This window comes from Streptomyces sp. NPDC004134 (genome assembly GCF_042874195.1).
GTDB lineage: Bacteria > Actinomycetota > Actinomycetes > Streptomycetales > Streptomycetaceae > Streptomyces.
Genome location: NZ_JBIAMS010000032.1, coordinates 78,868 through 98,301 on the forward strand (window position 1 = coordinate 78,868; position 19,434 = coordinate 98,301).

Consider the following 19,434-nt stretch of genomic DNA (forward strand, 5'->3'; position numbering starts at 1 on the left):
CATGTCGGCCATTGGCCAGACAGGGCGCACGGCGGCGGGGACCCGTGCGGAAGGAGCGTGAGTGACGATGCTGGAGCCGGCAGGCGTCGAACCGACGGAGGAACGGGTGTACCGGCTGCTGGTCGGGCTGCACGGCGCGGACGCGGAGACGGTGGCCGCGGAGCTGGGCCTCGACCGGCGGCGCGCCGAGTCGCTGCTGACCTCGCTGCAGGAGAAGGGACTGGTCAGCGGCCCTGAGCAACGCCCGGGCAGCGCGGGGCGCTTCGTGCCCGTGGCGCCGGACGTGGCGCTCGGGCCGCGGCTGCTGCGCGGGCAGGAGGCGCTGGAGCGGGCCAGGCGCGGGGTGACCGAGCTGGCCGAGGAGTTCCGGGCGGGCGGCCGCCGCCGCGACGCGCGGCAACTCGTCGAGGTCGTCACGGGCGTGGCGGCGATCCGGCAGCAGATACGGGACCTCGCGTACGGCTCGCGCACGGAGGTACTTGCGCTGTGCAAGGCGGGGCACGTGGCGATGCCGTCGGAGGACAACGACGAGGAGTTCGAGATGCTCGCCAAGGGGGTGCGCTACCGCGTGATCTACGAGCGCGCCCTGCTGGAGCAGCCCGGGATGCTGGGCAACGTCGCCCTGGGCGTCCGCGCGGGCGAGGCGGCGCGGGCGGCGAGCGCGCTGCCGGTGCGGCTGATGATCGCGGACGGGACGCTGGCGCTGTGCCCGCTGGTGCCGAGCGCGGACAGCAGGTTCGGCGAGCCGACGGTGGCGGTGGTACGCAGCAGCGCCCTGCTGGACGCGCTGATCGCGCTCTTCGAGAGCCAGTGGGCGGCGGCGTCGCCGCTGCACGTCACCGGGGCGGGCGAGCTGGCCGGGCTCGGCGAGGGCCCCGGTGCGGCCGGGCCCGCGCTGGCGGAGGACGAGCGCTATCTGCTGTCGCTGGTGGTGGCCGGGCTGGCGGACAAGGCGATCGCGACGCAGCTCGGCATCAGCCAGCGCACGGTCCAGCGCCGGCTGCGGGACATGATGGGCCGCGTGGGCGCCGACACCCGGGCGCAGTTGGTGTGGCAGGCGGCCCGCCGGGACTGGCTGCCGTGACGGCTGCGGCGAGGACGGCCGTGCCCGGCTGAGCGCGGGGGCACGACCCGTGTCCGTACGGCGGACGCACGACGAGGTGCGCCCGTAGGGCAGGCGTGCCCGGACCACGGGCGTGCCCGGACGCCCCGCAGGGGAATGTCCCGGCGGGGCGGCGCACCCGCACCGGTGCGGCCGGATCGCTCCGGCCGCACCGGTGACGGAGGGTGTCACTTCAGCGCGTAGGCCCGCTTCACCGTCTGCTCGACGCTGTTGCCCGCGTCGTCCCACGCCTTCACGCGCAGGGAGACGAAGCCGCCGTCGTCACCCACCGGGGGGTGCCGCAGCAAGACGCGGTAACTGCCGTCCCACCAGGACATCGCCACGGCGTCCTTCCAGGTGGCACCGTCGTCGAAGGAGGCGGAGACCTCCATCCCCTTGATCCGCCGCCCGTCGAGCCCGTCCTGGTGCCGCGCCGTGATGCCGAGCGGCACCAGCCGCCCGCCGGGCGCCGCGCCCCGCGCGTCGGTCGGCACGTCGTAGTCCAACTGCACCAGCGGCAGCAGGTCCTGCTCGCCCGCCGCGGGGCGGCCGGCCGCGAACGACCAACTGGTGCGCGTGCTCACGCCCGTGCGCCACTCGGGGGTGGTCCTGTCGACCGCGAGGTCCAGGCGGTACGTGCCCTTCCCGCCGGTGCCGCCCGCGGGGAACGCGCCCCAGGCCGTGCGGCCCTCGGCCAGCTTCTCGCCGTCCCGGTACAGCGCCGCCGACGACTTGTCCGCCGGGGTGCCGTCCCAGTCGCCGCCGTCCAGGCGGCTGTAGTGGCCCTCCTGGGAGTCGGCGAACTCCGGGATGCGGAGGGTGAGCTGGTCGCCCTCGCGGTACGAGGTCAGCCCCTCCACGCCGCGCGGGATCGCGGGCCGTACCACCGGCGCGAACCAGCTCTCCTCGACCCGCTCGCCCGCCCGGTAGCTGCGGGCCTCCTGGATCATGCCGCCGGCCAGCGGGTTGAAGGTGTCGAAGGTGTAGCGGTGGTGGACGTTGTGGCGCCAGAGGGTGTCGCCGGCGCTCACGTACTCGGTGCGCTCGTGCGGGGTGGGCACGTGCCGCTGGTACTGGTTGACGGCCGTCCCCATCCACGGGCGCCAGCCGAAGCGCTGCTCCTTGGCCCAGGGGTTGCCGCCGGAGTCGCCGTAGCTGGTCTGCACGGTGGCGGTGTTCGAGCCGTTCACCCGGTGCACCACGCGCTCGGGCACCTGCTGCTTCGCCACCTGCATCACGTCGTACATGTACGGGCTGGCGGGCGTGCCGCGCAGGTCGACGGTCGCCCGGCCCCCGGCCAGCGCCGCGCGCAGCCGCTCGCCCACGTCGTACCTGACCATCGCGCCCACCGCGGGCAGCCGGTCGCCGCCGGGCCGCCACACGCTCCAGCCGGGCGAGCCCTCCGGGCAGACGACGATGACGTACTTCGCCCCGGCCGCCGCGGCGCGGCGGACCGCGTCCTCGTCCTGCGGGGTCTCGCCGTCGACCAGCACGGCCGAGCGGGCGAGGTCGGCGCCGCGGTCCGCGAGGGCGGCGAAGTCCGCCTCCGTGCCCGCGCCGGCGTCGACCAGCGGCAGTTGCCGGGTGCCGTCCAGGGCCGGGGAGCGGCCCATCAGGCGTACGGCCTCGATGTCGGCGCGGCCCTGCGTCCCGGGCCCGCGGACCGTGCCGGTGAGCATCGGGGCCTCCAACTGCCAGCGGGAGGAGACCTCGAAGACGCCCTCGCGGGCCTTGGCGGTCGGCGTCACGTACAGCTTGCGGCCGTCGACGCTGAACTCCATGTGCCCGTGGGAGATGCTGCGGTTGCCGAACTCGCGGTGGCTGTAGAAGCTCATGACGGCTTCCTGCACCGCGGGCTTCGGGGTCTCGATCTTCACCTCGTTGGCCTTGCGGGCGTCGAGCACGACGTCCAGGTCGCCGTCGACCTTGAGCTGCGGGTCGACGATGAGGCTGTCGACGCTGCCGCCCGGGATCTTGTCGGAGACCACCGCGTGCAGGAAGTACTCGCCCTCCGGCACCTCGACGGTCAGCGTCCTGCCGTTCGGGATGTACGTGACGACGTCGTAGCGGTCGTCCTCGCCGAAGAGCGTGACGGGGTTGACGAAGGCGGGCTGCCCGGCGCGGTCGATGCCGCGCAGGGTCACGGTGCGGGTGGGTGCCTCGCGGACGGCGCCGATGGTGGTGTGCGCGACGGTGTCGCCCGCGGTGGCGGTGACGTACCCGCCGTAGCGGCCGGGGCGCAGCCCCGCCGGGTCGAGGGTGACCGGGACGGTCGCGGTGCCGCCCGCGGCGATCTCGACGGTGTCGCCGTCCGGCAGCCCCACGGCGTCGGCCGGGACCGGCTCGCCGTTCGCGGCCCGCAGCGAGGCCGCCAGCTCGAGCGTCACGGGCGCGTCGGAGGCGTTGGTGTACGTGACCTCGCGCCGCACCGGCTCGCCGCCCTCGTCGACACCGCCGAAGCCGAGGGTGCCGGTGGCGTACACCTGCTGCGCGTCGGCGCGGGCCGCGTCGACGCGGCCGCCGCCCTGCTCGTACACCGTCAGGTCGTCGTGCCGCTTGGCGGTGCTGACCAGCGCGTCCTTGAGCTGCTGCGCGGTCCAGCCGGGGTGGCGCTGCGCGATCAGCGCGGCGGCGCCGGCGACGTGCGGCGCGGCCATGGAGGTGCCGGAGGCGGCCGTGTAGAGGTCGTCGACGGGCGTGCCCATGGCGGTGCCGGCCGCGCGGGCGGCGACGATGTCCACGCCGGGCGCGGTGATGTCGGGCTTGACGGCGAGGTCGCCGACGCGCGGGCCGCGGCTGGAGAAGCCTGCCAGCGACTCGTCGCGGTCGACGGCGCCCACGGTGAGCGCGGCGTCGGCGGCGCCGGGCGAGCCGACGGTGGCCGAACTGGGGCCGTTGTTGCCGGCCGAGGCGACGAAGAGGGTGCCGGTCTCGGCGGTCAGCCGGTTCAGGCCGAGGCTCAGCGCGTCGGTGCCGTCGGTGGCCCCGTCGGTGCCGAGGCTCATGTTGACCACGTCGGCCCCGGCGCCCGCGGCCCACTCCATGCCGGCGAGCACCTGCGACTCGGAGCCGAAGCCGTCGTCGCCGAGCACCTTGCCGATCAGCAGCCGGGCGCCGGGCGCGACGCCCTTGCGGGAGCCGCCGGAGCCGGCGCCGGTGCCGGCGACGGTGGCCGCGACGTGCGTGCCGTGGCCGAAGGCGTCGCCGGTGGTGGGGCTGTCGGAGAAGTTGCGGGCCTCGTCGACCTTGCCGGCCAGGTCCGGGTGTTCCGCGTCGATGCCGGTGTCCAGCACGGCGACCTTGACGCCCTTGCCGTCGTGGCCGCCCTGCCACACCTCGGGCGCGCCGATCTGCGCCACGCTGCGGTCGAGCGAGGCGCTGACCTTGCGGTCCAGCCAGATGCGCTCGATGCCGCCGGCGAGCTTGGGCCCCGCCGCCGTCCGGGCGTTCTTGCGGTCGTCGTCGACGGCCTCCCAGAGGCGGCCGGCCTTGTCCTTGCCGGCCTCGACGGCACGCGCGTTCAGGCTCGGCAGCGCGGCGCCGGCCTTCGCCCCGGGCAGCTCCGCCGCGTCGGCGCTGCGGGCGCCCTTCGCGTACGACACGATCAGCGGGATCCGCTTGCTGCGCCCGTCGCCGTAGCCCTGCTCGACCAGTTCCGTGATGTTGAACAGGTCGCGGTCCACGGCGCCCGAGCCGACGTAGGGCACCGCGTCGGTGGGGATGACGTGCAGGTCGCCGTCGATTTCGAGCTGCTCGAAGCCGCCGGATCCTTCGGCGCCGTCGCGTGGCGTCACGGTGGCGGCCTGCCGGCCGTCGGGGAAGCGCTCGAGCCGTACACGGTCGCCGGTGACGAGCGTGACGGAGCTGAGCGAGGAGCCGGCCGCCGGGTCCGCGACCTTCGCTCCGCCTGGTGAGGCGGCTGCGTGGGTCGCGGATGGCGCCAGCGTGACCAGGAGCGCGCCCGCGGTGGCGAGCGCCGGCAGCTTTACTCGTCGTAGATGCACGGGGAAAGCTTTCGGTCCTGATGGGCCGGCTGTCACGATCTCTGCCGTGCCGGGCTTGCGACATGTCGCCTGTACGACAACGGGCGCCGGGCCGCGGGCGGGTGGCCGGGCGCCGGGTTCAGCCGGGGCTGTACCAGTTGCCCGGGCCGTGCGCGGCGGGCGCGAAGTGGGCCAGCAGGGCGGCCAGTACGGCCTCCGGGCGCTCGACGGGCGCGAGGTGGCCGGTGCGGGGCAGCTCGACGAGGGCGGCGTCGGCGATGCCGTCGGCCAGGGCGCGGGCGTGCCCGGGCGGGGTGGCCACGTCGTTCCGGCCGGCGACGACGAGGGTGGGCGCGGTGACGCGGGCCAGCTCCGGGCGGAGGTCGAGGGCGGCGAGTACGTCGCAGCAGGCGGCGTACCCGGCCGGTTCCGCGGCGCGCAGGCCGGCGGTCAGGGCCCGTACGGCCGGGTCGCCGCCGGCCGTGAACTCCGGGGTGAACCAGCGCTCCGCGGCGGTGCCGGCGACCGGCTCGGTGCCCTCGGCCCGGACCAGGGCGGCCCGTTCGCGCCACCGGACGGGCGCGCCGAAGCGGGCCGAGGTGCACACCAGGGCGAGCGCGTCGACGCGGCCGGGGTGGCGGGCGGCGAGCCAGGTGCCGACGGCGCCGCCGAGCGAGAGGCCGGCGTAGCGGAACCGGGCGACGCCGAGGGCGTCCACGACGTCGAGGACGAGGCGGGCGAGGTGCGCCACGGTGCCGCCGGCGCCGAGCAGCCAGGACGGCGACCGGCCGTGCCCCGGCAGGTCCCAGCGCACCACGCGGAACACCTGGGCGAGCGCGGGCACTTGGGCGTCCCAGACGGCGGTGGTGGTGCCGAGGGACGGGCCGAGGACCAGCACGGGGCGCCCCTCGGGCCCCTCGACGCGGTGGTGCAGCAGCGGCGCGGCGGTGTCGCGGCGCCCGGCCCCGCGCGCCCGGCGGCCGGTCGCACCGCCGCTCCTCGGCCCGGTCACCTCAGGCCGTCCTCAACGGGGCCCGGGAAGCGCGCTGATGTCGAGGAAGACCGTCTCCTTCTCGCCCTGGAGATGCACGTCGAAGCGGTACGTCCGGTTCTCCCCGGCGCGGGCGAGCAGCGTCGCGCGCAGCTCCCCGGGCAGCGCGGCGACCGGGTCCCCTTCGGGCGGCGGGGCGAGGTAGGCGCGGGTGTACAGGTGGTGGGTCAGGCCGCGGGCGAAGACGCAGACGGCGAGGTACGGCCGCGCCGCCGGCGGCGGCAGCGTCCGTACCGCCCAGTGGCCGTCCGCGTCGGTGGCCACGCGCGCGAAGCCGGTGAAGTCCACGCCGTTGCGGCCCGGGAAGCCGCCGGTCACCGGGTCGCGGCGGAGCGAGCCCGGCCGGCCGGCGAGTCCGCCGCCGGGGTCCGCCTGCCAGCACTCCAGCAGCGCGTCCGGCACGGGCGCGCCGGCGCCGTCGTGGACCACGCCGTGGACGGTGACGGTGTCCGGATGCCCGGCCGGGGCGACGTCGCCGCCGCCGGGGAAGGGCAGCGCGTAGCCGTAGAAGGGGCCCACGGTCTGCGAGGGGGTGGGCTCGGACATCAGGGGCCGGCCTCCCCCGGTTCCGCCCAGGTGGCGGCGGGGCCGTCGAGGACGACGTCCCAGCGGTAGCCGAGGGACCACTCGGGCACGGACAGCGCGTGGTCGTACGCCGCGACCAGCCGCGCGCGGGCGGCGGGGTCGGTGACGGACTGCAGGATGGGGTCGTAGGGGAAGAGCGGATCGCCGGGGAAGTACATCTGGGTCACCAGGCGCTGGGTGAAGGCGCTGCCGAAGAAGGAGAAGTGGAGGTGGGCGGGGCGCCAGGCGTTCTCGTGGTTGCGCCAGGGGTACGCGCCGGGGCGGACGGTGGTGAAGCGGTAGCCGCCGTCGTCGTCGGTGAGGCAGCGGCCGACGCCGGTGAAGTGCGGGTCGAGCGGCGCCGGATGCCGATCGCGCAGGTGCGCGTAGCGGCCGGCGGCGTTGGCCTGCCACAGCTCCACGAGCTGGCGCCGTACGGGCCTGCCCCGCCGGTCCCGCACCCGCCCGGTCACCGTGATCCGCTCCCCCAGCGGCTCGCCCGCATGCTGCCGGGTCAGGTCGCCGTCCAGCTCGGTGACGTCGGTGCTGCCGAAGACCGGGCCGTGCAGTTCTGCGGCGTCGGGGTCGGCGAGGGGCAGCGGCGCCCTGCGCGGGTGGCGCAGGACGGTGCTGCGGTACGGGGCGAAGTCGCGGGCCGGGTGGTGCGGGGCGGGGGCGCCGGCGGCCACCGCTTCGGCGGTGGCGCGCTGGGCGGCGGCGATCTCGTCCGATATCCGGCGCTGCGTCAGGGGTGGTCCGGCGGCCACGGGTGCTGCACCTCCCGGGGGCGAGGCGGCTCCGGCGTGGTTCCCGGCACCGGGTCCGGCGTGCGCCTGGCGCACGAGTGTTCACTTGGGGCTACCCGCCGAGTCTCCGCGCTCACCCCACCGGTGTCAACGCCCCCGCGCCCGGCGGGCCTTACCGCCCCGGCGCGCCTCGTGCTCGCGGTAGAGGTCCTGGAGGAGCGCCACCGCGGCGTGCGTGGCCGGGTGCGGGTCGTGGCGGCGCCAGACGAACCGCACGGCGACCGGCGGCGCGTCGCGTACGGGCCGGTAGACGATGCCGTCGCGGCGGTACTGCGCCACGGTGCTCTCCGGGGTGAGGCCGACGCGGCGGCCGGTGGCGATGTCCGCGAGCCAGTCGTCGACGTCCCGGGTGTGCTCCACCGCCGGCCGGTCCGCCTCCGGCCACATCTCGGCGGTGGTGGTGCCGGTGCGGCGGTCCACCAGGACGGTGCGGTCGCGGATGTCGGCGAGCAGCAGGCTGCGGCGGCGGGCGAAGGGGTCGTCGGCGGCCATCGCGCAGTAGCGGCGCTCGTGGCCGACGACGGCGTGGGCGTAGCGCCGCTCGTCGGCACCGGTGCGGACGATGGCCAGGTCGCAGAGCCCTTCCGCGAGGCCGCCGGTGGCCGAGTTGGTCCGGATCAGATGCAGTTCCACGTCCGGGTGCCGGCCGGCCCAGCGGCGCTGGAACTCCGCGGTGTGCCGTCCCGCCGCCGACCAGGCGTGCCCGATGCGCAGCCGGGTGTGGCCGGTGGTGGCCTCGCCGACGAGGTCGTCCGCCTCGGCGAGCAGGTGCCGCGCGCGGGCGAGCACCTGGACGCCCGCGGTGGTCGGGGTGACGCTCCGGCTGGTGCGGTGGAGCAGCCTGACGCCGAGGATCCGCTCCAGCGCCAGCAGGGTGCGGGAGACCGCGGCCTGGGAGACGCCCAGTTCGATGGCGGCGTCGGTGAAGCTGCCGGTGTCCACGATGGCGACCAGGCAGCGCAGGTGGCGTAGCTCCAGATCCATGACTTCAGCGTATAGAACGCACGGCGCATGCATTTTGCGCATACGAACCGGGCGCGCATGCTCCGTGCCATGACCGTGGAACCGCAGCCCGCCGCCGTCCGCCCGCGCGCCGTGCCGCGGGAGGACGCCCGGCCCGCGGGACGTGCGGCGGGCGTCGCGATGATGCTCGGCAGCGGGCTGTCGAACCAGACCGGCGCCGCCGTCGCCGCGCTGGCGTTCCCCGTCGTCGGCCCGGCCGGGGTGGTCGCCGTACGGCAGTGGGTGGCCGGTGCCGTGCTGCTGGCGGTGGGCCGGCCCCGGATGCGTACGTTCACGCGCGCGCAGTGGTGGCCGGTGCTGGGTCTCGCCGCGGTCTTCGCGGTCATGAACCTGTCCCTGTACACCGCGATCGGCCGGATCGGCCTCGGCCTCGCGGTGACGCTGGAGTTCCTCGGCCCGCTGGCCGTGGCGCTGGCCGCCACCCGCCGCCGCACCGACCTGGCGTGTGCGCTGGCCGCCGGTGCGGCCGTCGCCGTCCTCACCCGCCCGCGCCCCGCCGCCGACTACGCGGGCATCGCGCTCGCCCTGCTCGCCGCCGTCTGCTGGGCCTGCTACATCCTGCTGGGCCGCACCGTCGGCCGCCGGCTGCCCGGCGTCCAGGGGCCGGCGGCGGCAGCGGCCGTCTCCGGCCTCGCGTACGTCCCCGTGGGCGCGGTCGTGCTGGCCCACCGCCCGCCGACCGCCGCGGCCCTCGGCTACGCCGTCACCGCGGGCGTGCTCTCCTCCGCCGTCCCGTTCCTGACCGACCTGCTCACGCTGCGGCGCGTCCCGGCCCGGCTGTTCGGCACGTTCATGAGCGTCAACCCGGTGCTGGCGGCGCTCGTCGGGACGGCCGTGCTCGACCAGCGCCTGGGCCCGTACGAATGGGCGGCGATCGCCGTGATCGTGACCGCGAACGCCGTCGTGGTCACCCGCCGCTGACGGGTGCGCCCCGCCCGCTCCGCGGTGTGCGACGCCTTGGCAGCCGGCCCGTCCGGCGCCATGATCGCCTCCGGCGGCCGGGCCGCGGGCCCGGCCGCCAGGAGTGATGTGCACCAGCGAGAGGAGCGGCTCATGTTTCGCAGGACATCGACGCTCGCGCGCACCGCGCTGCTTGCCGCGGCGGTCGTGATCACCCCGGTCACCGCCCTCGGGGCGGCCGCCGCGCCGCAGCCGGGCGCGGCGGCCGACCGGGCACCGGCCGCCGCGGCCGGTACCCGCACCACCCAGGACCCGAAGGAGTCGGGCGATCCGAACACGAGCGAGAAGGCGCGCGACGTCGTCTTCGCCATCCACGGCGGCGCCGGCACCCTCAGGCGCGAGGACATGACCCCGGAGCTGGAGCGGGAGTACCGCGCCAAGCTCACCGAGGCGGTCCGCACCGGGCAGCGGGCGCTGGCGGACGGGAAGTCCAGCGTCGCGGCCGTCGAGGCGGCGATCAACGTGCTTGAGGACTCGCCGCTGTTCAACGCCGGCAAGGGCGCGGTGTTCACCACCGACGCGGAGAACGAGCTGGACGCCGCCATCATGGACGGCGCCACCCTCGACACCGGCGCGGTCACCGGCGTGACCCACGTCAAGAACCCGATCTCGCTGGCACGGGAGATGATGGAGCACTCCCGGCACGTGCTGATGAGCGGCGAGGGCGCGGAGCGCTTCGCGCAGCACCGCGGCATGGACCTGGTGACCCAGGACTACTTCTTCACCGAGCGGCGCTGGGAGTCCCTGATGGCCGCCAAGAAGGGCGAGTCGGACTTCGACTTCGGCGAGACCGGCACCGTCGGCGCCGTCGGCATCGACGGCAACGGCGACCTGGCCGCCGGCACGTCGACGGGCGGGCTGACGAACAAGCCCGTCGGCCGCGTCGGGGACTCGCCGATCGTCGGCGCGGGCACGTACGCGAAGAACGGCAACATCGCCGCGTCCGCGACCGGCACCGGCGAGTTGTTCATCCGCGAGGCCGTCACGCACACCATCTCGGCGCAGGTCGAGTACCTGGGCCGGTCGGTGTCCAGGGCGGCCGGGGCGGCGATCGACAGGACCGAAGCGCTGGGCGGCGACGACACCGGCGGGGTGATCGCGCTGGACTCCCGCAAGAACCTCGCGTTCACCTTCAACACCTCGGGCATGTACCGGGGTTACGCCACCGCCGACGGCGAGATCGTGGTCAAGATCTTCGCCGACGAGTGACGGTCCGGGCGGCGGGGGCAGGGCTCCCGCCGCCCGCTGCCATGGACCGGCGGGCCGGCGGACGGGCGGACCGGGACGGCCCGGCGCGCCGCGCCGGGCTGCGGACCGTAAGGATCCGGTGCGTCAGCGGCTCGTGCAGCACGGCGTCGGGGCCGGGGCCTCGAACGGGATCAGCGTCTCCGCCGCCGCCGGGATCACCGCGAGCACCAGCCGCCCGTCGAGCCACTGCGGGCGCACGTGCCCGCGGGTGACCATCCGGGCCTCCCACGGCGGCCCGTGCGGCGCGCCGAGCAGCACGACCTGCTCGATCGCCGAGGCGCCCAGCAGTTCCCCTACCGTCATGGTCCCGGTCAGCGCGTCCGCCCCCGGGTACAGCACCGCGCGGCCGACGCTGCGCGAGGCGTGCTCGGCCGCGGCGCGGGCCGCCGCCGCGGCGGCCTCGCCGGGGCCGTGGCGGGTGCCGCCGGGCAGCCCCGCGACGGCGTGGCCGCGCGCGGTGAGCCACCGCCAGGCGGCGGCCGCCTCGGTGGCGCCGGCGAGCGCCAGGGAGACGGCGATCCGGGGCTGTTCGCCGGCGACGAGGTGGGTGCAGCCGTACGCGGTGCGCGGCAGCCGCAGTTCGCCGGCGAGCGCGTGCAGCAGGTGGTCCGCGTCGTGCAGCTCGGTCAGTCCGGGGTCGGCGCCGAGGACGTAGGCGCCGCTCATGCGCGCCGGCGGGTCGCGGTACGGGCGGCGGGCCGTGCGCCCAGCCGGCGGTGGTCGCGGTGACGGTGTCCGTGGCCCATGACGCCCTCCCAGTCGAGCCGGGTGCCGCGTCCTGACGCGGCGGCTGCTGCCGAGGGTCGGGCCGCAAGATGAACTCCGCGCGACCCGGCGGTGATCCCCGAAGGGCCGTACGGCGGCGGCTTCGAGGGCAGCCCGCGGTACGCCACCCGACCGGGGAACACGCCGCCGGGAGGCCCGCGACCGCGGATCGCCTCAGCCCTCCACGGCGTCCAGCAGCCCCAGGTCCGGCGGTACCAGGGCCGTCGCCGCCACCAGGTCCGTCAGCAGCCGGTGGTCCGGAGGGCAGCCCTGCGGCTCCGGCGGCTCCCCGTCCCGTACCGCCGGCAACGGCCCGGCCGCGCGCGGCATCCGGCGGCGCACGTCCTCCACCCGGCGGGCGACCTCCGCCGCGTCCCAGCGCTCCCCCGGCCGCAGGAACGCCATCACCTGGGCCGTCTGCCGGTACGGCAGCGGGCGCGGGTCCGGCTCGTGGCGCAGATACCGCTGCCCCAGCACCACCAGCACCAGCCGCTCGTCGTCCGACAGCGCCCACGCCGCGGACGGCGGCGCCCCCGCGAGACCCCCCGGACGCACCGGTTCCGGGCGGACCACGTACAGCTCCACGAGGTGTTCGCGGAAGCCGGAGCCCTTGACGAACACCGGCGTGTACCCCGCGGTCAGCGGCAACCGGTCCGAGCCCGGCGGCAGCAGCCGGCCGCGCGGCAGCCGCAGCGCCTGCTGCCCGGTGTTGCGCAGCGTCCAGCCGCCCTCCAGGCATGTCAGCTCGCCGTGCCGCCGGCTCACGCCCTGGTCGCGCCCGCCCACGGACAACTCGACGTCCCCGCCGGCGCCTTCGTCCCCGGGACCGCGCCCGAACCTGACGGTCAGCCCGGGCAGCGGCGCCACCTCTATGCCGTCGGTGGCCGAGCGCGCGTGCAGCGTGCCCGGCCGACCGGGCGCCACGCCGCGGGCCAGGCTGTCGCGCCCGCTCATCCCCGGCGTCCTCGGATACGGTCCATCGCAGGTCCCCTCGGCCGCGGCCGGCTGCTGCCGACGCCCCACGGTGCTCCCTGCCTCCGGGGACCCCTCCCCGCCACCGGTCACGGGCCCCGCGTGGCGCGCGGGCCGTGGCGGGCTCAGATCCTCGGCAGCTCTCCCGCGGCCGTCTCGGCGAGCCGCGTGGCCATCGCGCACAGCTCGTCAGGCGACTCGTCGTCGCCGTCGAGGGTGAGGTAGAGCAGTTCGACGGCCTTCTGGCCGTTCTCGTCGGGGTACTCGCGGTACTCGACCCGTACGGTGCAGGTGTCCTCGCCGTCGTACTCCGGGGAGACGACCGTGTCGCGGCCCGCCAGCATGGTCACCCTGCCGTCCTCGCCGCTGAGCGGCTGGTCGCGGTCGTAGCGCAACTGGACCTCTATGTCGCGCGTGGTGCTGTACCAGTCGCAGTCCCAGTTGCCGAAGCCCACGTCGGGGTCGCCGGCGTCGATGCCGGGAACGATCTCCAGCGCCCGGGCGTCGAGGAGCCGGCAGGCGTCCAGCCACAGCAGCGAGACGTCCGGCGCCGGCGGGTCGCGGCGCGGCACGGTGCGCTTCTCGGCGCGGGCCTTGCCCAGCGTCTGGGTGGCGGTCCTGGCGGCGATGTCGGCCATGTCGCACAGGGTGCCGAGGCCGCCGTAGTCCCGGGCGGCCCCGCCGTCGACGTAGATCCAGATGCTGACGTCGCGGTCCGCCTCGTCCGGCAGGACGAGGGCCCGCGCGCACTCGTCGCCCTGCTGCGGCTCCTCGATGATGCCGATGCCGCCGAAGGTACGCACCGGGGCCGGCGACTCGGGCGCGGGCCCGGAGTCGAACTCGACCTGGACGTCGATGTGCTCGCCCTCCTCGCCCTGCGGGTAGACCAGCACGTCGCAGCGGTCGAAGTTGCCGTAGTCGCGGTCCCGCTCCACGTACGTGCCGAACCGGGCGAACTCGCCGGGGTCGGTCAGCGCGCAGGGGTCCATGGTGCGCTGGTCGCCGATGACCGAGCCGGCGTTCGGTTTCCCCTCGCCCGGCGTGCCGCCCGGCGCGTCGTCGCGGTCGGGGACGAGCCACCAGAACAGGGCGCCGGCCACGGCCGCCGCCGCCAGCGCGGTACCGGCCGCGGCGGTCGCCCGCGGGTACCGGCGCGGGGCGCCGGGGAAGCCGAAACCGCGCGCCCGACTGCGCTGCCCGGCGGCCTCCTCCAGCAACCGGCGTGCCTCGGCCGCGTCGGGACGCCGGTCGGCCCGGCGGCGGAGCATCACTTCGAGCGGCGCGGCGAGCGGCCCGGTGTCGCGCTCGCGGCGCAGCACGCCCTGGCTGACCTTCCACTCCCGCAGGGTGGACTCGTCCTCCTCGCCGTCGTCCTCGTCGTGGGGGACGCCGGTCACGGCCTTGTAGAGCATCGCCGCGAGGGAGTACACGTCCGAGCGGGGCACGGGCGAGCCGTTGACGACCTCGGGGGCGGCGTAGTCGGGGGTGTAACTGAGCGGGCGGTCGGGCGAGATGGTCTCGTTGCTGCCGGTGCGCTGGGCGGAGTCGAAGTCCGTGAGCTTGGGCGTGCCGTCGTCGGTGATGACGACGTTGGCGGGCTTGACGTCGCAGTGGACGACGCCGTTGGCGTGCAGCGCCGCGAGCGCCGACGCGATCTGCGCCCCGATCCGGGCCGCCTTCTCCGGCGCCATCCTGGGCCGCTTCTCCAGGCTGCCGCCGGTGACGTGCTCCATCACCAGCCAGCAGCCGGCGTCCGGACCCGACTCGATGAACTCCACGCCGTAGAGCGTGACCACGTGCGGGTGGGTGGCCTTCGCCTGGGCCCGGGCCACGCCGAGCAGCCGGGGGCGCTCGCCGATGGCCCCGCCGCGCTTGAGCACGACCGTGCGGCCCAGTTGCTCGTCCGCGGCGAACCACACCTCGCCGCGCCCCTCGTCACCGATCAGCTCTTCGAGCCGGTAGCGGTCGCCGACAAGCTGACCCACGCGCACCGCGACTCCTTTCGCCCGTCTGCAGGGCGAAATTTATCGGCTGCGCACGGCGCCGGCACGCCGTCTTCACGACTTCCCCGCGTCAGCCGCGCGGAAGCGGCGAACACCGCGCTCAGCTTGAGAAATAGTCGTCCAGGAGTTCGAGATCGGGCGGCACCAGGGTGGTGGATTCCACCAGTCCGCGCAGCAGGTTGTGCTTCAGGACGCTGTCGCTCGGGCCGCCGCCGTCGTCGCCCCGGGTCACCTGGTACGGGAAGCCGCCGCGCGCCAGCCGCCGGCGCACGTCCTCCACCCGGTGCTCGATGACGCGCTTGGTGATCCCCTCCGCGCCGGGCAGGAAGGCCAGCAGCTCGGCCGCCTGCCGGTACGACAGCGGGCGCGGATCCGACTCGTACTGCAGGTACTGCTGGCCGAGGACGACGAGCACCAGCCGCTCCTCCCCGGAGAGCTTCCAGCGCTTGGGCGGCAGCGTCTCGGCCCGGTGCCGCGGCACCCGGCCGTCCTCGCCCGCGTCGGTGACGTACAGCTCGACGAGGTGCTCGCGGTGCCCCGAGCCCTTGACGAACAGCGGCGTGTAGCCGGGGGCGAGGGGGATCGGCTCGGTGCTCAGGTGCATGAGCCGGCCGCTGGGCAGCCGGACGAGCTGCTGCCCGGTGTTCCGCAGCCACCAGGTGCTGCGCTGGTACGACAGCTCGCCGTGCCGGCGGCTGACGCGCAGGTCGTCCTCGCCGACGCACAGGTCGACCTCGTCCTTGTCGCGCCCGAAGCGCACGACGCGCTCGGCGCCGGGCGGCACCCGGATACCGCCGGCGACGCTGCGGGCGTGCAGGGTGCCGGGAGGCGACGGCGCCGCGCCGCGCGCCAGGCTCTCTCGCAGGGTCATCGCCGGCCTCCGGAGCTCGTGACGGTACGTGCCCCACCAGTGTCCCGCCCGGCCCGGGGACCGGTCCCCGAAGCGGGAAACCGGCCCGGCCCGCCGGTGGTTCAGCCCGGCAGCGCCTGGTGCAGCAGCTCCTGGAGGCGCAGGCCGCGGCGGGCGTCGAGGGCGCCGGGGCGGCCGGCGCGGACGGCGGCGGCGAACTCGCGGCGCAGCACGGGCCAGCACTCCTCGTGGTCGAGTCCCGCGGTGTCGTAGACGAGTGCGTCGCCGGGGCCGAACAGCTCGACGCGGGTGCGGGCGGCGGGCAGCCGGACGCTGCCGGACAGCGACGCCTGGCTGACGGCGCCGTTCTCGTGCTCGCAGGTCAGCTCGATCCAGCGGCGCGGGTCGCCGGTGCCGCGGACGGCGGCGACGGGGCCGACGGCGGCGTCGAGGAGGTCGAGCAGGTGCGGGCCGAGGTCGAGCAGGGCGCCGTGCTCCAGCCGCCAGGCGGTGGCGAACTCGCCGCCGAGGAAGGCGCCGTGGAGGTAACAGGAGCGGGCGCCGGTGACGTCCGCGGCGGCGGCGCGGCGCAGGAAGTCGCGGGTGGCGGGGTGGTACCGCTTGGTGAGGACGAGCTGCGAGACGACGCCGTGCTCGGCGACCGCGGCGGCGACGGCGCGGGCGGCGCCGAGGTCGCTGCCGAGCGGCTTCTCCAGCAGCAGCGCCCTGCCCGCGGCGGCGGCACGTACGGCCAGCCCGGCCTGGACCGCGGGCGGCACGGCGAAGGCGACGGCCTCGCAGCCGTCGAGCAGTTCGGCGAAGGAGCCGGCGACCGCGGCACCGTACGGCGCGGCCGCCTCGGCGGCGGCCTCCGGGCGGCGGGCCCAGACGGCGGTCAGCTCGGTCTCGGGCCCGGCGGCGAGCATCCGGGCGTGCATGGCGCGGGCCCAGGGTCCGGCGCCGGCGAGCCCGACCCGTACCGGCGGCGCCGGAGCCTGCGCGCCGGCCGTCATCGCGCCCGGCTTCCGCTGCGGGCCGCCAGCCGTTCGTCCGCGCGTCCCGGCGCGTACAGGTGCTCCACCACCAGCGCCCCCGCCCCCGCGAGCCCCGCGGCGTCGCCCAGTCCGGGCGTGACGACCTGGAGGTGCGCGGTGGTGCGCGGCATCGCGCGCTGGTACAGCAACTCCCGTACGCCGGTGAGGAAGGGCGTGCCGGCGAGGTCGCCGACGATCATGAGCACGCCGGGGTTGAGCAGCGTGACGACCGTGGCCAGCACCTCGCCCACCCGCATCCCCGCCTCGCGCGCGAGCCGCACCGCGTCGGGCTGCCCGGCGGCCAGCAGGTCGCGCACGTCGGAGCCGGAGGTGGCGGGCACGCCCAGCTCGGTGAGCCGGCCGGCCAGCGCCCGGCCGCTGGCGACGGCGGCGAGGCAGCCGTACGAGCCGCAGGCGCAGAGGGCGTCCATCCCGTCGTGCAGCCGTACGTGCCCGATGTCGCCCGCGCCGCCGTCGATGCCCCGGTAGATGCGGCCGTCGACGACGACGCCGGCGCCGATGCCGGTGGAGACCTTGACGAGCACGAAGGCCGCGCAGCCGGCGTACCCGGCGCGCTGCTCCGCGTACGCCAGGAGGTTGGCGTCGTTGTCCACGAGCACCGGCACGTCCTCGGGGCCCTCCGCGTGCTTGGCGAAGGACCGGCGCATGTGGTCCTGGATCGGGTAGCCGTCCCAGCCGGGCATGATGGGCGGCTGCACGACGAGCCCGGTGTCGAAGTCCACCGGGCCCGGCACCGAGATGCCGATGCCGCACACCTCGTCCGCGCTGCGCCCGGCCTCGGCGAGCAGCGGGCCGAACCAGCGCCCCAGCTCGTCCAGGACCGGCTCGGGCCCGTCGCCGACGCGCAGTTCGCCGGTGCGCTCGGCGAGCGGCCGGCCGGCGAGGTCGAGGACGGCGGCGCGGCCGTGCCGGGTCTGCAGGTCGGCGGCGAGCACGACGGCGTGCCCGGTGTCGAACTCCAGTTGCACGGAGGGCCGGCCGCCGGTCGAGACGCCGGCGGCACCGCGCAGCCAGCCGGCGGCCTGGAGTGCGTCGAGCCGGCCCGCGACGGTCGAGCGGGACAGTCCCGTGGCCTCCTGGAGCGCGGCCCGGGTCGTGGCCTCGCCGGTGCGGATGAGCTGGAGCAACTGCCCCGCGCTGGCCTGGTTGCGCATACGTCGTCCCTCCGCTCAGCCCTTGTCGGCGCCGCTGGTCAGGCCCTCGGTGAGGAGCCGTTCCGCGGCGAAGAACAGCAGTACCACGGGGATGGTGAGGACCACGGAACCGGCCATGAGCACGGTCTTGGAGACCTCGATGCCGTTGGAGAGCTGCGCCAGGCCGAGGGAGACGGTCCAGCTCTCCGGCGCGGCGGCGAGGAAGAGCAGGGCGAACAGGAACTCGTTCCAGGCGATCATGAAGACGTACAGCCCGGTGGCCATCAGCGAGGGCGCGGCCAGCGGCAGCACCACCTTGCGCAGCGTCTGCACCCTGCTGCAGCCGTCGAGCGCCGCCGCCTCCTCGATGGAGGCCGGGATGGTGACGAGGTAGTTCTTCAGCATGTAGATGGAGACTGGCACGGTCTGGGCCACGTACACGATCGCCAGGCCCACGAGGCTGCCGGACAGGCCCATCCGCGCGAACATCACGAACAGCGGGACGGCGAGCAGCGTGGCCGGGAACAGGTAGACGGCCAGGAACATGGCGCTGACCTGGCGGCTGCCGAAGAACTTCAGCCTGCTGACGGCGTACGAACCGGGCACGGCGGCGGCGAGGGTGAGGACCACGGTGCCGAGCGACACCAGCGCCGAGTTGAGCATCAGCTTCAGGAAGCCCTGGCCGCCGTCCTCGGTGGGCTTGAGCACGTCCCGGTACGTCGCGGTCGTCAGCTCCTTGGCCGACACCCACATCGACCCGGGGTCGACCAGCAGGGAGTCGATGGGCTTCAGCGACAGCACGACCATGTAGTAGAAGGGGACCAGCGTGATCAGCGCCAGGAACGCGATCACCACCCAGCGGAGCGTGCCGAAGAGGCGGTCCTCGAACTGCGCGCGCGTCATCACGCCTCCTCCTGGACCCGCTTGGCGAAGAACTTGAAGTAGACGCCCAGCAGCACCGTCAGCACGGCCGCCAGGACGAGCGCCTGGGCCGCGGCGGCGCCCACGTCGAAGCGCGAGGTGAGGAAGTCGTAGACGCGCACGGCGGCGACGTCGGTGCCGGCGCCGCCGCCGGTGAGCAGGTAGACGTCGTCGAACTTGTTGAACGTCATGATGAAGCGCAGCACGCACAGCAGCGCGATCACGGGCATGAGCTGCGGCAGCAGGACGTGCCGGAAGCGCTGCGAGACCGTGGCGCCGTCCACGGTGGCGGCCTCCTCCAGGGTGTCGGGCACGGCCTGCAGCCGGGCGAGGAGGAAGAGGAACGCGAAGGGGAAGTACCGCCATATCTCGAAGGCGATGACGGTGAGCAGGGCCAGGGGTATGTCGAAGTGCCAGCCCAGCAGGCCGACCTCGTACTGCCGGGTGGACAGGAACGCGATCGGGTCGTCCCAGCCGAAGGCGTCCCTGCCCCACTCGTTGACCACGCCGTACTGCGGGCTCAGCGCCACCTCCCAGACGAACGCGACGGCGACGACGGGCGCGACGTACGGCAGCAGCATCGAGCCGCGCAGCAGGCCGCGGCCGCGGAAGGGGCGGCGCAGCGCGAGGGCGGCGACGAGGCCGAGCAGCACGGAGCCCGCGGTGGCGCCGACGGTGTAGACGAGGGTGGTGCCGAGGCTGGACCAGAAGCCGGCCGAGGCGAAGACGTCGGAGAAGTTCTCCAGCGACCAGTTGCCGAACAGCCCCATGCCCTGGATGTCGACGAGCTTGGCGTCCTGGAAGGCCAGCAGGACCGTCCAGAGGATCGGGACGATCACGACGACCAGCACCACCAGGAACGTGGGGCTGACGAAGGCCAGGCCGGCGCGGTTCTCGCGGCGGCTCGCGGTCATGGGGCGGCGGGCGCGCGGCCGGCCGCCCGCGGGCGGGCGGGGGTCCGCGGAGTTCGCCGCGGGACGGCTGTCGATCGTGGTCAT

Annotated in this window: 16 protein-coding genes; 3 read left to right on the forward strand and 13 right to left on the reverse strand. The window is 75.5% G+C overall.

The window, feature by feature from the left end; translation table 11 throughout:
- The first annotated feature begins 67 nt into the window (after positions 1-67).
- Positions 68-1,084 (forward strand): helix-turn-helix domain-containing protein, encoded by a 1,017-nt coding sequence (locus ACFYVJ_RS30780; protein WP_388898503.1) that lies wholly within the window; start codon positions 68-70, stop codon positions 1,082-1,084.
- Positions 1,085-1,290: 206 nt separating this feature from the next.
- Here the strand turns inward: ACFYVJ_RS30780 and ACFYVJ_RS30785 are convergent, their stop codons facing one another.
- The 5 genes from ACFYVJ_RS30785 to ACFYVJ_RS30805 form a co-directional block, all read right to left on the reverse strand.
- A complete protein-coding gene (locus tag ACFYVJ_RS30785; protein ID WP_388898432.1) occupies positions 1,291-5,106 on the reverse strand; it encodes a S8 family serine peptidase in 3,816 nt (1,271 codons plus the stop codon).
- Between the two features lie 118 nt (positions 5,107-5,224).
- Positions 5,225-6,097, reverse strand: coding sequence for a 3-oxoadipate enol-lactonase (gene pcaD / locus ACFYVJ_RS30790; RefSeq protein WP_388898435.1), 873 nt, complete (start codon positions 6,095-6,097; stop codon positions 5,225-5,227).
- 12 nt (positions 6,098-6,109) lie between these two features.
- Positions 6,110-6,682, reverse strand: a complete 573-nt coding sequence (gene pcaG, locus ACFYVJ_RS30795; protein WP_388898438.1) for a protocatechuate 3,4-dioxygenase subunit alpha — start codon at positions 6,680-6,682, stop codon at positions 6,110-6,112.
- Positions 6,682-7,467 (reverse strand): protocatechuate 3,4-dioxygenase subunit beta, encoded by a 786-nt coding sequence (pcaH, locus tag ACFYVJ_RS30800; protein WP_388898441.1) that lies wholly within the window; start codon positions 7,465-7,467, stop codon positions 6,682-6,684. Before pcaH ends, pcaG begins: the two co-directional genes overlap by 1 nt.
- 126 nt (positions 7,468-7,593) lie before the next feature.
- Entirely contained in the window at positions 7,594-8,490 is an 897-nt protein-coding gene (locus ACFYVJ_RS30805) for a LysR family transcriptional regulator (RefSeq protein ID WP_388898444.1), read from the reverse strand.
- Positions 8,491-8,547: 57 nt separating this feature from the next.
- Between ACFYVJ_RS30805 and ACFYVJ_RS30810 the strand changes: the two genes are divergently transcribed.
- Both ACFYVJ_RS30810 and ACFYVJ_RS30815 read left to right on the forward strand, forming a co-directional pair.
- Positions 8,548-9,450, forward strand: a complete 903-nt coding sequence (locus tag ACFYVJ_RS30810; protein WP_388898447.1) for a DMT family transporter — start codon at positions 8,548-8,550, stop codon at positions 9,448-9,450.
- A gap of 132 nt (positions 9,451-9,582) precedes the next feature.
- Positions 9,583-10,698, forward strand: coding sequence for an isoaspartyl peptidase/L-asparaginase family protein (locus ACFYVJ_RS30815; RefSeq protein ID WP_388898450.1), 1,116 nt, complete (start codon positions 9,583-9,585; stop codon positions 10,696-10,698).
- Positions 10,699-10,821: 123 nt separating this feature from the next.
- Here the strand turns inward: ACFYVJ_RS30815 and ACFYVJ_RS30820 are convergent, their stop codons facing one another.
- The 8 genes from ACFYVJ_RS30820 to ACFYVJ_RS30855 all read right to left on the reverse strand — a co-directional run bounded on the left by ACFYVJ_RS30820 (position 10,822) and on the right by ACFYVJ_RS30855 (position 19,434).
- A complete protein-coding gene (locus tag ACFYVJ_RS30820; RefSeq protein WP_388898453.1) occupies positions 10,822-11,403 on the reverse strand; it encodes a hypothetical protein in 582 nt (193 codons plus the stop codon).
- Between the two features lie 273 nt (positions 11,404-11,676).
- Positions 11,677-12,456 (reverse strand): FHA domain-containing protein, encoded by a 780-nt coding sequence (locus ACFYVJ_RS30825; protein WP_388898456.1) that lies wholly within the window; start codon positions 12,454-12,456, stop codon positions 11,677-11,679.
- A 143-nt stretch (positions 12,457-12,599) separates the two neighbouring features.
- Positions 12,600-14,459 (reverse strand): serine/threonine-protein kinase, encoded by a 1,860-nt coding sequence (locus ACFYVJ_RS30830; protein ID WP_388898459.1) that lies wholly within the window; start codon positions 14,457-14,459, stop codon positions 12,600-12,602.
- Between the two features lie 118 nt (positions 14,460-14,577).
- A complete protein-coding gene (locus tag ACFYVJ_RS30835) occupies positions 14,578-15,348 on the reverse strand; it encodes an FHA domain-containing protein (RefSeq protein WP_388898461.1) in 771 nt (256 codons plus the stop codon).
- A gap of 101 nt (positions 15,349-15,449) precedes the next feature.
- Positions 15,450-16,340: a Gfo/Idh/MocA family protein gene (locus ACFYVJ_RS30840; RefSeq protein WP_388898464.1), complete on the reverse strand. Its 891-nt coding sequence runs from the start codon at positions 16,338-16,340 to the stop codon at positions 15,450-15,452.
- Complete coding sequence (locus tag ACFYVJ_RS30845; RefSeq protein ID WP_388898466.1) at positions 16,337-17,536, reverse strand: ROK family protein; 1,200 nt, start codon at positions 17,534-17,536, stop codon at positions 16,337-16,339. Before ACFYVJ_RS30845 ends, ACFYVJ_RS30840 begins: the two co-directional genes overlap by 4 nt.
- Positions 17,537-17,551: 15 nt before the next feature.
- Positions 17,552-18,418, reverse strand: coding sequence for a carbohydrate ABC transporter permease (locus ACFYVJ_RS30850; protein WP_388898469.1), 867 nt, complete (start codon positions 18,416-18,418; stop codon positions 17,552-17,554).
- Entirely contained in the window at positions 18,418-19,434 is a 1,017-nt protein-coding gene (locus ACFYVJ_RS30855; protein WP_388898471.1) for a carbohydrate ABC transporter permease, read from the reverse strand. Before ACFYVJ_RS30855 ends, ACFYVJ_RS30850 begins: the two co-directional genes overlap by 1 nt.

Excerpts from the sequence above, each read along its gene's own strand:
- ACFYVJ_RS30825 (WP_388898456.1), bottom strand. The coding sequence starts at position 12,456 with ATGAGCGGGCGCGACAGCCTGGCCCGCGGCGTGGCGCCCGGTCGGCCG.
- ACFYVJ_RS30815 (WP_388898450.1), top strand. The coding sequence starts at position 9,583 with ATGTTTCGCAGGACATCGACGCTCGCGCGCACCGCGCTGCTTGCCGCG.
- ACFYVJ_RS30840 (WP_388898464.1), bottom strand. The coding sequence starts at position 16,340 with ATGACGGCCGGCGCGCAGGCTCCGGCGCCGCCGGTACGGGTCGGGCTC.
- ACFYVJ_RS30855 (WP_388898471.1), bottom strand. The coding sequence starts at position 19,434 with ATGACCACGATCGACAGCCGTCCCGCGGCGAACTCCGCGGACCCCCGC.
- ACFYVJ_RS30850 (WP_388898469.1), bottom strand. The coding sequence starts at position 18,418 with ATGACGCGCGCGCAGTTCGAGGACCGCCTCTTCGGCACGCTCCGCTGG.
- ACFYVJ_RS30805 (WP_388898444.1), bottom strand. The coding sequence starts at position 8,490 with ATGGATCTGGAGCTACGCCACCTGCGCTGCCTGGTCGCCATCGTGGAC.
- ACFYVJ_RS30845 (WP_388898466.1), bottom strand. The coding sequence starts at position 17,536 with ATGCGCAACCAGGCCAGCGCGGGGCAGTTGCTCCAGCTCATCCGCACC.
- ACFYVJ_RS30835 (WP_388898461.1), bottom strand. The coding sequence starts at position 15,348 with ATGACCCTGCGAGAGAGCCTGGCGCGCGGCGCGGCGCCGTCGCCTCCC.
- ACFYVJ_RS30810 (WP_388898447.1), top strand. The coding sequence starts at position 8,548 with ATGCTCCGTGCCATGACCGTGGAACCGCAGCCCGCCGCCGTCCGCCCG.
- pcaG (WP_388898438.1), bottom strand. The coding sequence starts at position 6,682 with ATGTCCGAGCCCACCCCCTCGCAGACCGTGGGCCCCTTCTACGGCTAC.
- ACFYVJ_RS30820 (WP_388898453.1), bottom strand. The coding sequence starts at position 11,403 with ATGAGCGGCGCCTACGTCCTCGGCGCCGACCCCGGACTGACCGAGCTG.
- ACFYVJ_RS30780 (WP_388898503.1), top strand. The coding sequence starts at position 68 with ATGCTGGAGCCGGCAGGCGTCGAACCGACGGAGGAACGGGTGTACCGG.